Consider the following 14,619-nt stretch of genomic DNA (forward strand, 5'->3'; position numbering starts at 1 on the left):
TGCCGCTACGGGGGGCAGGTCATACTCGATCTCGCAGCCCTCCGGGAGGATGCCGAGCTCGCGCAGAACCTCGGCGCCGTGGCGGACGCCGACGACCTTCTCGGTCGGCGCGGCCGGCGCGGGGGCCGCTGCCGGCTCAGGGGCGGCGGCAGGCGCGGGCTCTTCCGGAGCCGAAGCGGCCTGGGGCTCGGGAGCGACATGGGCAGGGGCCGCGGGTGCCGGCTCCTCCTCGGGAACCTGGGGCTCCGGCTCAACGACGGGACGCGGGGTGGGGACGAGCCCGCTCGGGCGGACGTTCTCCATCACGCCCAGGAGGGACGCGACGGAGGCCTTGTTGTCGTTCGCCCCGAGGGTGCACGGGGAGACGCGCTCATAGATCGCCCCGACGGCGAGAAGGACGGCGGGAAGCGACGCGAGGATGCCCAGCACCCAGAACACGATGCGGGCGGGGGCGGGGATGAATCCCAGCAGCTGAACGAACGCGCACGCGGCGACGGCATACGAGCAGGGCGCCGAGACGCGGGAGATGAGCGGGAGGTAGGGAGCGATGGCCGTGGAGTAGAGGAAGTTCTCGTGAGGGGTGTCATAGTGCGCCACGACCACGATGGGACGGCTCCCCTTGATCACGAGCGGGCCGGTCGCCCGGTGCACGGCGATGACGTTCTGGCTCCTGGCGCTCGGGCCGATCGCCAGGGAGGGCTCCCTTCCGAACGCCCTCAGCAGGGCCAGCACGGCGGGCACGGCGGCAAGCAGGAAGCCGATGAGGGTGAGAGCCCCCACGCCGAAGCCCGAGACGAGCGCTCCGAGGAACATCGCGATGGATATGATCGCGGGAACCAGTCCGGAGACGGAGGGAACGTCAAACTCCTCGATGACGGGCTCGACGTCATGCTGGCCCATGAGGCTCGCAATGGTCTCGGCTGCCTGAAGCTCCTCCTGGCTGTTCGCAGGGGCGATGCCGACCCTCTGGTTGAGGTAATCCAAGTAGTCGTGAGTCATAGCCATACTGGGCGTCCTTTTGAAGAGTCTCGAAAGACGTGCTCATCCGGGTGCATACAATCAAGACAGTATACGTCTTATGCTTTTCTTTCGTTAAAAAGACGCAGATACGCCGGGCGGCGCACAGGTGCGCTCGGCAAGCGGGAGCGGGATGAGGGGTGTGTGGCATGAAGATCACGAAGGACGACGAACGGGCGAGGAGGATCTGCTCGCTCGCGCTCGCCTTCATGAACGCGGGCGCCCCCATCCCCTCATCGGACGTCGCGCGGGACTTCTATCCCGGCCTTTCCGCAGATAGCTTCCGCCGCGCGTGGTCGCGCGACCGAACGGTCCTCGCCGCATGCGGGGTGGTCGTCCTCGAGCGGCCAAACCCCGGCGAGGAGTCATCGTGGTCGGTCGACGAGGAGTCCTCGTACCCTGACGGGGCTGAGATCGGGGCCATGGAGGCGGCCGTTCTTGAGATAGCGTGTCAGCCCCTCATTGAGGACCCCTCCTTCCCGCTCGCCGGAGAGCTCCGCTTCGCGCTCGCCAAGCTGACGCGCGCCTTCGCCGAGCCGTCGCCGCTGAGCGCGACGCGGCGGGATGACGCCCGGCCCCTCGCCGCGCTCAGGGACGCCCTCACGGAGGGGTGCGCGGCGCGCATCTCCTACCGTGACGCACGCGGGAGGAAGTCCGAGCGCCTCGTTGCGCCCTATGCGTTCTTCGGGCTGCGCGGGGAGCTCTATCTCGTCGCCGGGAGGCTGCGGGACGACGGGTCCGTCGTCGAGGGCGGGACGAGGACCTATCGCGTCGACCGGGTCGACCGGGCCTGCGCCGTCGCCGACGTGCCCGTCTCGATACCCCCCGACTTCTCGGTTGACGACTGGAGGAGGCTCCCGTTCCAGATGGGCGAGACGACGGCCGTGGCACGCCTCGAGGTCCCGGCCGACCGCGAGAAGGACGTGCGGCGGGCGGCGGGCGGCAACGGGACGTTCTTCTCGCTGGGCGGTCGCACGATCTGGGAGGTAGAGGTGAGCAGCATCGCAGACGCGGCCAGCTGGTCCGTTGCGGAGGGCGTCGTACCCATCGGCCCGGCCGAGCTGGTCGCGGCGTGGCGGGGCGTGCTCGAGGGGGTGGTCGTCGATGCCTCGTAGGTCATCCTCCGGCAGGACCGGAGCGGTCGACGAGGCGAGAGAGCTCGTTGCCCTCGTCTCCAGCCTCTCCGAGGCGGGCGACGCGCTCTCCGCCGAGGCGGTGGCGTCCCGTCTGGGAACGACGGTCGAGCGCGCCGAGAAGCTCATAGGGCTCGTTGGGACCTCCTCCGCGTCGGGCGGGATAGGCCTCCCCCTCACCCTGGAGGATGACGGCGAGGCGACGCTCACCTTCTCCGGAGGGATGCGCGGGAGGCGACTGCGCCTCACCCGGGGAGAGGCGGTCGCGCTATCGGCCGCGCTCGAGCGCCTGGGCGTGGGGCCGGACGACCCCCTGCGGGGGCGCCTCGAGGCGGCCCTCGGCTCCGAGCCCGTGCGGGAGGACCTCGTGCGGAGGGTCATCGGGTCGCGGAGCGGCACCGAGTCTGAGAAGGTCGAGTCGTGCGCGCGGGCCATCCTCGAGCGCGCCTCGCTGTCCTTCCTGTATCGAGGTGCGGGGGACGCGCGGGCGCGCCGTCGCAGCTGCGTGCCGCGCGCCATCAGGGCCGAGGGCGACTCCTGGTACCTCGACGCGCACGACCTGGACCGAGGGGGCGAGCGGACCTTCAGGCTCGACCGCATGGAGGAGGTCGAGCGGGGGCCGAGGGTCGCCGCGCCTAAGGGATGCGAGAAGGGCGCGGGCCGCGAGGTCGACGTCACCTTCGACGACTCGCACTACCTCGACCTGCTTCCCTGGCACGGCCTGCGCGTGACGGGCACCGGGGAGGACGGCTCCGTAAGCGCTCGGATCGACTACTACGGCGGCATGTGGCTCCCGCGCATGATCGCCGCCTGCGGGGACGCCGCCCGGACCACGGACCCCGAGGTCGCCCGCCTCGTGCGGGAGTACGCGCGCGGCCTCCTCGAGTGACGGCGCCCGCCGCCCCTATCTAGTGGCTCGCACGCCAGAGCGAGAGGTAGCGCCCCACGTTGGAGCTCTCGAGCCGCGTCACGTTCCTCGACGGCAGCGAGCTCACGAAGAGCCGGCCATAGCCCTTGCTCACGATGCGCGAGTCAGCGAGGACGAGGACCCCCGTGTCCGTCGACGAGCGGATCAGGCGTCCAGCGGCCTGCTTGACCGAGATGACGGCATCCGGCAGGGAGTACTTCCACCAGGCGCGGTCCTCGCGAAGGTCGCGCTCGCGCACGAGGGGGTCGTTGGGGCTCGCGAAGGGCAGCTTGGGGATGACCACGCAGCGCAGGGTATCGCCCGTGGCGTCGAACCCCTCCCAGAACGAGCGCAGGGCCATGAGCGAGAGCGAGGTCTCCTCCGTGAAGCGCTGGCGCAGGCGCCGCGGTGACGCTCCCTTGCTCTGGCAGACGACCTCGAGCCCCGCGGCGGCGAGGCGCGGCCTCAGGGACTCGTAGACGCGCTCCATGTCACGCCGGTTGGTGAAGAGCGTGAGGACCGAGCCGCCCATGGCCACGTGCACGTCAAAGAGAAGGTCCTCGAGGGCGGGCAGGTAGGCACGGTCGTTGGGGGCGGGCAGGTCGCGCGCCAGCACGACGGACATGTGGCCGTCGAAGTCGAAGCTCGAGTCAAGCCGAACGTCGCGATGGCTCCCCTCCCCAAGGAGGTCGAGGCCCACGGCGTGGTCGAAGTGGGAGAAGTCGTCTCCGACGGCGATCGTCGCCGAGGTGAAGATGACGCTCTGCATCTCGGGCAGCCACCTGCCGGCGAGATCGGCGCCCACGTCGAGCTTCTCGGCCACGAGCCGCTCGGACGCGATGCGGCGCTTGGAGCGCGAGAGCTGGGCCGAGTACACATAGGACTCGTCCGTCCCCTCGCAGATGAGCGTGATGCCAAAGAGGAGGTCGCGGAGGAACCGCGTGGACTCGCCGAGGTCCGCGGCGGCGGCCGGGGCCTCCTCGCCCAGCGCCTCTGAGGCCTCGGCGAGCTGCTTCACCGCCTCCGAGAGCGCGTCGACGGCTCGCTGCCCGGCGTCGGCGACCTCGCGCCACTCCTGCGTTCCCCGCACGTCCTCGCCGATCCACAGCGTGACGGCGTCGTACCCGCCGTCTCCGCGCGCCACGCCGGCGAGGCCGTGGACCGCGACGAAGAGGTCGGCCACGCTCACGGAGGCGCGGGCGAGGGTCGCCGAGGCCTTGGTGAGAAGGCCCACGAACAGCGTGGACCCCTCGAGCGTCATAGCTTGGACCATCAGGTTGTGGATGACGCCGGAGCCCGTGCCGCCGAGCAGCTCGAAGGCCGCGCGGGCCTCCTCTCCCGACACCTCCACGGCCCACTGTCGGCGTGCTTCGGACTCGAAGCCATGTGCCTCGTCGACCACCCAGTTCCTGATCGGCGGGAGGATCTTCCCCTCCGCCGTAACGTTTCTCAGCAGCAGCGAGTGGTTCGTCACCACCACGTCGGCGGCCGCGGCGCGCCGGCGCGCGCCGTGGAGCGGGCACTCGTTGGGAAAGTACGGGCACCTGCCGCGCAGGCACTCTCCGGGCGTCGTGGTGAGCATCGGGCAAGGGACGTAGCGCCACCTGATGCCGAGGGCGTCGAGGTCGCCGTCGGGGGACTGGCAGGCATACGCGTAGGTGACCGCGATGGCCGTGAGCATGTCGCACGCCACCGCGTTGTCGGACCTCCCGTCGTGGGGGACCGCCGCCAGCGGCAGGTCCTCCCTCGCCGCACGGTCAAGGCGGTGCAGACAGGGATAGTGGTCATATCCCTTGAGGCTCGCGTAGGAGAGCCCTCCGGGGAGGGCCGCGGCGAGGGCGGGGAGCTCGTGGGAGACCAGTTGGTCGGTGAGCGCGTTGGTCTTGGTCGCCACGCCGACGGTAATGTTGTTCCTCTTGGCGAAGAGCGCCTCGGGGAGCAGGTACGCGATGGACTTCCCCACGCCCGTCCCCGCCTCGATCGCACGGTGCGTCGAGGTGGCGAGGGCCGTCGCCACCTCGCGCGCCATGGCGACCTGCTCCGGGCGTCGCTCCATGCGCTCGTACATGCGCGAGACCACGCCGGCGGGTCCGAACTCGGCCGCGACCTCGTCGGGACCCGGCACCACAAGCGCGTCGAGCTCGGTCGCGTCGGGACGGGACTCCCCGCGCGCCTCGCGGACGAGCGCGGCGCGGGCCTCCTTGAGCGAGAAGGGCCGCGGTGACACGTCACCCTCCGACGCCAGGTAGGAGAGCACGGGCCTCATGGGCCACGTGACCTCCTCGTGCATGGCGGCGAGATGGGCAAGAAGGCCGTCGGGCAGGTCGCTCAGGGCAAGCAGCAGGATCCGCCACATCCCCGAGAGGGCGTCGACGTCATCTCCGGCCCGGTGGGTCACCCCCGCGCACCCGAAGGCCTCTGCCATGTCCGCAAGGCGGTGCGTGGAGAGTCTCGGCAGCGCGATGCGCGAGAGCGAGAGGGTGTCTATCCAGGTGTCGGACACCTCGACTCCTCCTGGGACCGCCTCGATGAAGGTGCGGTCGAAGGTCGCGTTGTGCGCGAGCACGGGCGAGCCGGCAACGAACTCCGCAAGGCCGGCCACGGCGTCGCGGGCGCTCGGCGCGTCCGTGACGTCACGGTTGGTGATGCCCGTGAGCTTGGAGATCTCCGCTGGAATGGGTCCTGTGGGGTGCACGAACGTCTCATAGCGAGACACCACCTCGCGCCCGGAGAGACGGGCGGCGGATATCTCGATGAGCTCACAGTCCTTGAACGAGAGACCCGTGGTCTCGGTGTCGAGCACCACGATGTCCTCCTCGAGCGGGCCGAAGCCCCTGCCCTCTGCGCGCGCGGCGAGGCTCAGGTAGCGCCGTCGCACGTCATCGGGCGTCCCGGGGAGGATGATGTCCGCAAGGGCGGCGCCGGCGTGTTGTATCATCGGCTAGTCGCGATCCTCCCCGCGCTCGAGCGCGTACTCGACGAACTTCGTACACAGCTCGGGAAACTCGATGCCGCCGTGGCGGGCGGAGTCTGGGAGCAGGCTCTCGGCCGTCATGCCGGGAATCGTGTTGGTCTCAAGGATCACGGGCTCGCCCTCGGCGGTCACGATGAAGTCGCTGCGAGAGCAGCCCCGGCATCCGAGGGCTTTGTGCGCCCGGACGGCGAGGTCCTGGGCCTTCGCATATACGCCCGGATTCAGGCGGGCCGGGATGACGTGGTGCATGGACGAGGGCTCGTACTTGACCTTGAGGTCGTAGAACTCGGCCCCCGTCACGATCTCGACGATGGGGAGCGCGCGGGGGTCGTCGTTTCCGATGACCGGAACGGTGATCTCCGTCCCCTCGACGCACTCCTCGATGAGCACGCGCCCACCGCCCTCCGACGCCCGCGCGATGGCGTCGTTGACGCCCGCGCGCTCCGTCACGCGAGTGATGCCGAAGGAGGAACCGTTTGCCGCGGGCTTCACGAAGAGGGGCAGGCCGAGCTCTTCAACGAGCGAGTCCACCTGGTCGTCTGTGAGGACCGTTCCCGCGGCGAGGTCCACGCCTCGGGGCGCGCGGATCTTCGCCGCCTCGTAGACGGCCTTGGAGAGCTGCTTCTCAGACGCCACGGCGCTCGCCGCGACGCCCGAGAAGGTGTAGGGCATATGGAGCACCTCGAGGAGGCCCTGGACGCAGCCGTCCTCGCCATAGGAGCCGTGCATCGCAACGAAGGCCACGTCATATCCGCCGCTCATGAGTCGCGGAACAAAGTCCCTGCTCGCGAGGTCGATGACGTCGACCGTCCCAAACCCCGCCTCCAGCAGCGCGTCGTGGCACTCGTTGGCCGAGAGGATGGAGATATCCCGCTCGTCCGACCACCCCCCGCAGATGACGACGACCTTCTTGTTCAGCAGTTCCTGTCTGTCCATCAAAGCTCCTCCGGCGGGCGCGGCCCGTACGCTAGACTCTCAGGTGGAGTTTCTCCCCCATGAGAATACTCCAGTGATGTGACACGACGAACGCGAGGGGCCAGAAATGCCGACGGCTGACGAGAAGAACCGACCGCTTGACACGGACACGGAGCGGCGTGACCTCCATACGCTCACGCACGGTGAGCTTGCCGAGATCCTCTCCGGGCTCGGTCAGCCCGCCTTTCGCGCCAAGCAGGTCGAGGAGTGGGTCTGGTCGAAGAACGCCCAGTCCTTTGATGACATGACCAACCTCCCCAAATCCCTGAGAGAGGAGCTCGCACGTCGCCTCACGCTCGGGGGCGTCGAGGAGGTTGCGCGGCAGGTGTCGGTGGACGGCAGCAGGAAGTACCTGCTCAGATACCCCGATGGCGTGTCTGTCGAGTGCGTGGGCATGCCCTCCCGCGGCAGGCTCGCCGTCTGTGCCTCCACGCAGGCTGGCTGCGCCATGGGCTGCGCCTTCTGCGCCACGGGCGCCGCGGGGCTCACGCGCTCCCTCACCGCATCGGAAATCTATGAGCAGGTCATGCACGTCCGCGACGACTTCAACGACCGCGTCACGAGCGTTGTGCTCATGGGCCAGGGAGAGCCCTTCATGAACTACGATGCCTCCCTCGGCGCGCTGCGGAAGCTCAACGACCCCGAGGGCGCGGGCATCGGAGCGCGGCACCTCACGGTCTCGACCTGTGGCGTCATCCCCCAGATCATGCGTTTTGCCAACGAGCCCGAGCAGTTCACGCTCGCCATCTCGCTGCACTCCGCCGTCCAGCGCACGAGAAACGCCCTCATGCCGGGCGTGAGGAAGTACTCACTTATCAACCTCTATAACGTCATGGGCGAGTACGTCAACAAGACCGGGCGGCGGCCCACGTATGAATACGCCCTGATTGGGGGCGTCAACGACACGGAGAGCGAGCTTCAGGCATTGTGCGACTTCTGCGAGGGAACGCTCGCACACGTGAACCTCATTCAGCTCAATGAGGTCGAGGGGTCCAAGTTCCGGCCCTCGACGGAGCTTCGTGCGCAGGACTTCGTCCGCAGGCTGGCCAACGTTGGCGTGGAGGCCACCATCCGCAACTCGCGCGGCTCCGACATCGATGCAGCCTGTGGGCAGCTCAAGCAGCGCATCTCTCGTAGATAGCAACTCGGTTCGAACAAGATGGGGCTCCTGATTCTCCAGGAGCCCCTTAGTTATTCTCAAAATGAGAACATATGTTCTGTATTAGAAGCCTAAGGCCTTCCATTGAGCCTCTGTCTGCTTCCTATTGGGTAGGTCCTCTTTCACATACGTCCCCTGAGCCTCTTTGACCACGTCGCTGATGCGTTGATATGCGCTCTTTACCTCTCGCGCAGCATCGTTCATTCCCTTTTTTGCCTCGTCAGAGAGCAGATACCTATATGCGAGCCACCCTGCAACGCCGGCGAGTCCAATAAGGACAATCGCATTTCTCATCTGCTTCATCTACGACCACGACCCGGGCCCGGCGAGAAGATCAACGATGTGGGCGAGCTGGTCCTCCGAGGAGAACTCAATCTCAATCTTGTTCTTGCCGCGGACGTTCTTCACCTTGACGTTGGTATCCAATGCCAGCCTCATCTGGCGAGCGGCACGCTTGAACGACTGAGGTATTGGCGCTCGGCGAACCGGCTCATCCGTCTTGCTGACAGAAAACAGTGGAGCGAGACTTTCTGTCTGCCGTACCGACAAACGCTCTGCAACGACCTTTTGGGCAAGCTGTATGCGACCCTCCTCACTTGGAACGGCAAGAATCGCTCTGGCATGTCCCGCTGTCAGCTTTCCTTCCTCAACGAGTTCCTGCACCTCCTTGGGAAGATCAAGCAGTCGCAGCGTGTTAGTAATCGCCGAACGAGACTTCGAGAGAAGCTTTGCAAGCTCCTCCTGCGTGAGCCCCTTTTCCTTTATGAGCTGACGATATCCCTGTGCCTCCTCAAGGGGGCTCAGGTCAGAGCGTTGAAGGTTCTCGATGAGAGCGAGCTTGAAGACGTCATCGTCTGAAATGTTACGAATGACAACCGGGATCTCGGTTAGTCCCGCTGTCTTGGCTGCCTGATACCGCCGCTCACCTGCAACAATCTCGTACTCTGATCCCTTTTTCCTCACAAGAAGGGGTTGAAGGATGCCATTCTGCTTGATTGAGTCCGCGAGCTCTGCAAGCTCTTCAGGACGAAACGTCTTTCTCGGCTGTCCCTTGTTCGGTTTAATTTCACTGATTGGAAGAGTTGAGTCAGGACGCATTCCGGCGGTCTCTGCATCTGCCTCGCCAACAAGCAGCCCCAGTCCTCTTCCGAGCCCGCTTTTCTTAGCCACGTGCAACCACCTCCCGTGCCAACTTTGAATAGGCCAAGGCACCCTTGCTCACACGAGCGTATAGTGAGACGGGGAGACCGTGACTTGGTGCTTCCGAGAGTTTTACGTTACGCGGAATGACCGTCTTAAAGACCTTTTTGCCGAAATAGGCCTGTACTTCATCAACGACCTGCTTGGAAAGCGTGGTTCTTGAGTCAAACATGGTCATGACCACGCCGAATATTTCAAGATTCGGGTTCATGCGACGCTTCACCATCTGCATTGACTCAAGTAGCTTTGCAACGCCCTCCAATGCGTAGTACTCGCATTGAATTGGAATAATGAGTGCATCTGCAGCAACCAAGGCATTTATCGTTAGCAGCCCCAAAGAGGGAGGACAGTCTATAAACACATAGTCAAATTCATCTCGTACCGCTGAAATTGCGTCCTTCAGTATCGACTCACGTGCCATAGCAGATACGAGCTCAATCTCTGCTGTTGCAAGCTGAATCGTCGCAGGAACAATGAATACATTGCTCTGACATGTCTCCTGGATGACGTTCTCAATAGGCTCATCATGGAGAATCACATCGTAGATATCATGTTCAAGCTCGTCCTTTTCGACACCAAACCCACTTGTTGAGTTTCCCTGTGGGTCAAAATCGATAACGAGCACCTTCTTCTTTCCCTCACCGAGGCAGGCGGAGAGATTTACAACGGTTGTCGATTTTCCAACTCCACCTTTTTGGTTAATTACCGCAAGAACCTTACTATCGCGTTGCGGAAGACCTCTTTTAGCATCTTTATAGTTCATTTCTATCCTCCGATAAGGTACTTCTCGTTCCTGTCACTTACTATACGGTATGGTTTCACGTGAAACTGTGACAATCTCTACCTCTTCTGGTTTCACGTGAAACCCCTCTTTCTCATTCATATTGAAATACCCTCTGTTTCACGTGAAACAGAGGGTATCAGCTAAACTCAGATTGATTCTCAAATACCAAGGGGCTTCATTTTTGCCTCTCCCGTTCGCCGTGGCAATTTTACTTTCGGACGACCTATTTTCTCAAAGACAAGGATTTCTCTGTGACCCAAACCACGAGGAAGCTCAAACGTTTCACGTGAAACAAGAGAAAGCGCACATATATGTGCGGCTCTTCTGGCAGCAACGAGCTCATCATCGGATATGTTGGCCTTCTCAAGGACGCAATACCCGCCATGGGAAAGAAGAGGGGAAGCGTACTCAACAAGAACGTTTGACTGTGCGACGGCTCTGGCAAAGACCGCATTGTAGTGTTCGTCCTCACGTGCAAGATCCTCTGCACGGATATGAAGGGCTCTCACGTTAGAGAGGCCGAGACATCCTGCGAACTCATTGACAGCAGAGACCTTCTTTCCAACTGAGTCAATCAGCGTTCCCTTGGCACCCGTCATGATTCCAAGGGGAATGCCTGGAAACCCTGCCCCGGTTCCGATATCAACGTAACGTGATTCAGGAGCAAGCAATGACATACGAGAAGCAAGGGGAAGAAGGGAGTCGACAACGTGAAGGGTGATCGCATTCTCAGGATCGGTGATTCGCGTCAGATTCATCACCTTGTTCTTCTCGATGACAAGGAGAAGATGATGAATGAGCAGCGAGGCCTGACGAGTATTACAGCTGATGCCATAGTCTGAGAGCTCAGACAGAAGCTGTGTCACAAGCGCTTGTGATAGGTCGATATCCATAATGCCTTCCTGACAAAAACTCACGTATCAAAAGGAATTGTCACAGAAAGAGGGAGGATGCTCAACACATCCTCCCTCAAACAATACGCCTATGAAACTGATCTAGACAGCAGTCACAACGACGTGACGGTCAGGCTCCTCACCCTCAGAGTGTGTGACGACCCCCTCATCCTCACGTAGGGCAAGATGGACCAGACGGCGCTCGTAGGCGTTCATCGGAGCGAGGGACACCTTGCCATGACGGCGCTTGGCACGCTCGGCAGCAGATCGAGCGATGTCCTCGAGCTTGTTGCGACGACGGCTCTTATATCCCTCGATATCCACGACGACAGGATAGTAGAACTTGATGCGACTGCTCAGGAGGGAGGTGAGGACCGTCTGAAGGGCATCGAGCGTACGGCCGTGACGCCCAATGAGGACGGCAAGGTCTCCACCGTTGACGTCGAGAATCAGCTCGCCATCCTCGCCGTCATACTCATCGATGGAGGACGAGGTCTCACCGAAGAGGCCAAGGATGCCCTTGAGATATGAGACGGCAAGGTCAGCAATCTTGTCCATCTCAGCATCGCTCAGAGCCTCACCGGACTCATAGCGCTCGCGGATGGAGGAGAACTCGTCTAGGGATACAACCTCCCCAGCAGCCTCATCCGTGGTCTCGAAGACCTCTTCCTCCATGGTAACCTCCAAATACTTTTTAAATCAAAATATCGGTATATTCAAAGTTAAAAAGTAGTCTAGCCCTTCTTATGAGGACGAGCCTTCTTCTCCTTGCGGACAACGTCGACCTCAATGGGGCGGCTCGCCGCCTCAGCCTCGGCCTCGGCCTTGGCCTTCTCCATGACGCGCTGCGTGATGACCTTCTGCTGGACGACCTGCCAGAGCGAGGAGGTCACGTAATAGAGAAGGACGGCAGCGGGGACGCTCCAGCCAAAGAAGAGCATCATGACCGCCATGACGGCACCCATCGTCATCGTCTGGCTGCGCTGCGCCTCGGCCTGGGTGCTGACGTTAATCACCATCGGGACGAAGGTCAGCACGCCAAAGAGCACATCGAAGAGGATGTAGGGGGCGGCGGCGACCCAGCCGCTCGCCTCGATGACCTGGGACACGGAGAGCGAGATGGAGGGCAGGATGCCAAAGAAGCTCGCATCGACCGGGACCTGCTTGGCAACGGTGAAGAGGCCAAAGAAGACCGGCATCTGCAGGAAGATGGGCAGGCAGCCGCCGAGCGGGTTGAACTTCATGTCGGCGTAGATCTTGCGCATCTCCTCGGCCTGGCGCTCGGGGTTGTCCGCGTAGCGCTCCTGTATCTCCTGGAGCTTGGGCTGCATCACCTGCATGCGCGCCGTCGACTTGGTCGAGTGTGCCATGAGCGGCGTCAGGATCAGGCGGATGATGACGGTCAGGATGATGACCGCGAGGCCCCAGTCGCCGACAAAGCCCTCGATGCCCGCGAGCACCGCAGTCAGAAAGTTAATAAACCAATCCCACATGGTTCCTCCGCTCCGCCCTTAGGGGACGGGATCGTAACCTCCGGCGTGCAAGGGGTGACACCGAGCAATCCTGCGAAGCGCGAGCCATCCCCCCTTGGGGAGACCATAGCGGACTATGGCCTGGCGCGCATACTCGGAGCAGGTCGGCACGTAGATGCACCGCGCACCCAAAAGAGGCGAGATGTGGCTCTGATAGAAGCGAATGGCCGCAAGCGCCGCACGGGCACCGACGGCCATCTAGAGCCCCGCCCTCTTGAGCAGCTTCCCCAAGGAGGAAGCAACCTGTTCCGGCGAGCTGTCATGAGTCCGCGACGTGGCGAAGAGGAGAACGTCGCAGCCGTCTCCCGGAAGCCCGCACAGGCGCGCCGCCTCGCGGAGGACGCGCTTGCACCTGTTCCTGAAGACGGCATTGCCAAGTCTCTTCGCGGCGACGAAGGCGACCCCAGCGGGTGCGCCCTCGTCGCACGCTGCCACGCGAATTCGCAGGAGCTGGTCGTTGAACCGCCTCCCACGCGAGAAGACCCTCTCAAAATCTCTCTTGGACTTGATGGTCTTCATCGGCCCTTGCTAGACGGTGAGGCGCTTGCGACCCTTGGCGCGACGACGGGCCAGGACGGCGCGGCCGCCCTTGGTGGCCATGCGGGCGCGGAACCCGTGGGTGGTGGCGCGCTTGCGCTTGTTCGGCTGATACGTACGCTTCATAGCTATTCCTCCCGGTTGTGGGTATGAACTTCCAATAGAGCAATAAGCTCAGAGATTGTAAGGGTCTTGCCGCTGACCTGTCAATTTTCTGCGCGCAAAATCTCCTCGCACTCTTGACAAAAGCTCTCTCGGCTTTTTCATCCATTTGAATCCAACTTTGCATATACGTGAAAAGTGGTCTCTGCGTGCTATGATTTTTCACGTCGTTTCACGAGGGTTCTCCCAGTTTTCAACAGGTTATTATCGACTGTAGAAAACTTTCTCTCATATCGAATTCTCAGTGAAAAGTTTTCTACAAATGTCAATCGCCTGTCGAAAGGGGAGCGCGGTGGCACGGGACTTCTTCCCCTTCGTGGAGGATGGCGACGTCGGCGACGCGGGAGGGGCGCCCGACGGGCTCGTCGTGCAGCACCCTGCGCGCATTGCCGTCTATGACGACCCCTCCGCTGCCCCGCGCGTCGTCGTCGTGGAGCCCAAGGACGTCCGCGCCTATCTCGAGGAGATCACCGCGACGGTCAACCGTCTCTCGCACGAGCAGGGGGGCACCATCCCCTTCATGGTCATTCGCGAGATCGTGGAGAACTTCATCCACGCCTACTTCCAGGCGCCCACCATCACCATCCTCGACGGGGGGAACACGATTCGCTTCTCGGACCAGGGGCCAGGCATCAAGGAGAAGTCGCTCGCGCTCGAGTTCGGAACCACCTCGGCGACCGAGGACATGCGACGTTACATTCGCGGGGTGGGGTCGGGCCTGCCGTACGCTCAGCAGTACATGGAGGACAAGGGGGGCAGCCTCGAGATCGAGGACAACATCTCGGGAGGCACCGTGGTGACCATATCGACCCGCCCGGCACACGACGCGCGGGGGCTCTCGAATGCGGGGGGCGAGAAGGACGAGCCCCTCGGCGCCCAGCAGGGCTGGCCCGTCGCGGCAGCTCCGGCGCCGCCGTATCCCGGGGCGGCGACCGTTCAGCCCGCGTGGCCGCAGCCGTGGCAACAGGGCGCGCCGTGGCCCCAGCAGCCGGCGGGTTACCCGGGCTACCAGACCGCCTACCAGCAGCAGGGCTGGCAGCAGCCGGGCTGGCAGCGGGCGCCTCAGTCGGCCCCGCCGCAGCCCGCGTGGGCGGCCGCGGCGGACGTGAGCCTCGACGACCGGGGAAGGCAGGCGCTCGCGCTCGTCCTCGAGCGCGGCGCGGCGGGCCCGACGGACCTCGTCCAGGCATACGGGTCTTCGGCGGCGACGTGGTCCCGCGCGCTCGCGGCGCTCGCGGCGCAGGGAGCGGTCATGAAGGTCGGCCAGAAGTACCAGCCCACCGAGTTCGGCCGCATGCTCGGCGCCTGACCGGCGTGCCACCGGCGCCATGTGCCACTGGCGTCAG

15 protein-coding genes and 1 pseudogene are annotated in these 14,619 nt (G+C 63.7%); 4 read left to right on the forward strand and 12 right to left on the reverse strand.

The features are described 5' to 3' along the window. Window positions 1-1,005, reverse strand: a pseudogene (locus tag E0L17_RS10220) (hypothetical protein); the annotation flags it as partial. A gap of 161 nt (window positions 1,006-1,166) precedes the next feature. On the opposite strand from E0L17_RS10220, the gene E0L17_RS10225 reads away from it, so the two are divergent. Further along, window positions 1,167-2,132 carry a helix-turn-helix transcriptional regulator gene (locus E0L17_RS10225; RefSeq protein ID WP_167931135.1) on the forward strand — a complete coding sequence of 322 codons (966 nt, stop codon included), beginning with the start codon at window positions 1,167-1,169 and terminating at the stop codon, window positions 2,130-2,132. Continuing rightward, the gene (locus E0L17_RS10230) at window positions 2,122-3,039 is read left to right on the forward strand and encodes a helix-turn-helix transcriptional regulator (RefSeq protein WP_167931136.1); all 918 of its coding nucleotides are present in this window, start codon (window positions 2,122-2,124) and stop codon (window positions 3,037-3,039) included. The genes E0L17_RS10225 and E0L17_RS10230 overlap by 11 nt, the downstream gene beginning before the upstream one ends. 19 nt (window positions 3,040-3,058) lie before the next feature. On the opposite strand, the gene E0L17_RS10235 is transcribed toward E0L17_RS10230, so the two are convergent. Together E0L17_RS10235 and E0L17_RS10240 are read right to left on the reverse strand one after the other, a co-directional pair. Then, on the reverse strand, window positions 3,059-5,995 hold the full coding sequence (locus E0L17_RS10235) for a helicase C-terminal domain-containing protein (RefSeq protein WP_167931137.1): 2,937 nt from the start codon (window positions 5,993-5,995) through the stop codon (window positions 3,059-3,061). Window positions 5,996-5,998: 3 nt separating this feature from the next. Beyond that, a complete protein-coding gene (locus E0L17_RS10240; RefSeq protein WP_167931138.1) occupies window positions 5,999-6,967 on the reverse strand; it encodes a D-alanine--D-alanine ligase family protein in 969 nt (322 codons plus the stop codon). Between the two features lie 106 nt (window positions 6,968-7,073). Between E0L17_RS10240 and rlmN the strand changes: the two genes are divergently transcribed. Further along, window positions 7,074-8,147, forward strand: a complete 1,074-nt coding sequence (rlmN, locus tag E0L17_RS10245; protein ID WP_167931139.1) for a dual-specificity RNA methyltransferase RlmN — start codon at window positions 7,074-7,076, stop codon at window positions 8,145-8,147. An 81-nt stretch (window positions 8,148-8,228) separates the two neighbouring features. Here rlmN and E0L17_RS10250 read toward each other — a convergent pair whose 3' ends face one another. The 9 genes from E0L17_RS10250 to rpmH all read right to left on the reverse strand — a co-directional run bounded on the left by E0L17_RS10250 (window position 8,229) and on the right by rpmH (window position 13,237). Then, a complete protein-coding gene (locus E0L17_RS10250; protein WP_167931140.1) occupies window positions 8,229-8,468 on the reverse strand; it encodes a hypothetical protein in 240 nt (79 codons plus the stop codon). Next, entirely contained in the window at window positions 8,469-9,335 is an 867-nt protein-coding gene (locus E0L17_RS10255; protein WP_167931141.1) for a ParB/RepB/Spo0J family partition protein, read from the reverse strand. Continuing rightward, window positions 9,328-10,128 carry a ParA family protein gene (locus tag E0L17_RS10260; protein WP_167931142.1) on the reverse strand — a complete coding sequence of 267 codons (801 nt, stop codon included), beginning with the start codon at window positions 10,126-10,128 and terminating at the stop codon, window positions 9,328-9,330. The genes E0L17_RS10255 and E0L17_RS10260 overlap by 8 nt, the downstream gene beginning before the upstream one ends. 179 nt (window positions 10,129-10,307) lie before the next feature. Next, on the reverse strand, window positions 10,308-11,042 hold the full coding sequence (rsmG, locus tag E0L17_RS10265; protein WP_167931143.1) for a 16S rRNA (guanine(527)-N(7))-methyltransferase RsmG: 735 nt from the start codon (window positions 11,040-11,042) through the stop codon (window positions 10,308-10,310). Window positions 11,043-11,144: 102 nt separating this feature from the next. Beyond that, entirely contained in the window at window positions 11,145-11,717 is a 573-nt protein-coding gene (locus tag E0L17_RS10270) for a Jag family protein (protein WP_167931144.1), read from the reverse strand. A gap of 59 nt (window positions 11,718-11,776) precedes the next feature. After that, complete coding sequence (locus E0L17_RS10275; protein ID WP_167931145.1) at window positions 11,777-12,535, reverse strand: YidC/Oxa1 family membrane protein insertase; 759 nt, start codon at window positions 12,533-12,535, stop codon at window positions 11,777-11,779. Between the two features lie 18 nt (window positions 12,536-12,553). Then, window positions 12,554-12,772, reverse strand: a complete 219-nt coding sequence (yidD, locus tag E0L17_RS10280; RefSeq protein WP_167931146.1) for a membrane protein insertion efficiency factor YidD — start codon at window positions 12,770-12,772, stop codon at window positions 12,554-12,556. Beyond that, window positions 12,773-13,093: a ribonuclease P protein component gene (gene rnpA, locus E0L17_RS10285; RefSeq protein WP_167931147.1), complete on the reverse strand. Its 321-nt coding sequence runs from the start codon at window positions 13,091-13,093 to the stop codon at window positions 12,773-12,775. 9 nt (window positions 13,094-13,102) lie between these two features. Next, window positions 13,103-13,237, reverse strand: coding sequence for a 50S ribosomal protein L34 (rpmH, locus tag E0L17_RS10290; RefSeq protein WP_072373740.1), 135 nt, complete (start codon window positions 13,235-13,237; stop codon window positions 13,103-13,105). Window positions 13,238-13,565: 328 nt separating this feature from the next. On the opposite strand from rpmH, the gene E0L17_RS10295 reads away from it, so the two are divergent. Further along, window positions 13,566-14,582 carry an ATP-binding protein gene (locus tag E0L17_RS10295; protein ID WP_167931148.1) on the forward strand — a complete coding sequence of 339 codons (1,017 nt, stop codon included), beginning with the start codon at window positions 13,566-13,568 and terminating at the stop codon, window positions 14,580-14,582. The last annotated feature ends 37 nt before the right edge of the window (window positions 14,583-14,619 follow it).

It is taken from the genome of Olsenella sp. SW781, assembly GCF_012027725.1.
GTDB lineage: Bacteria > Actinomycetota > Coriobacteriia > Coriobacteriales > Atopobiaceae > Thermophilibacter.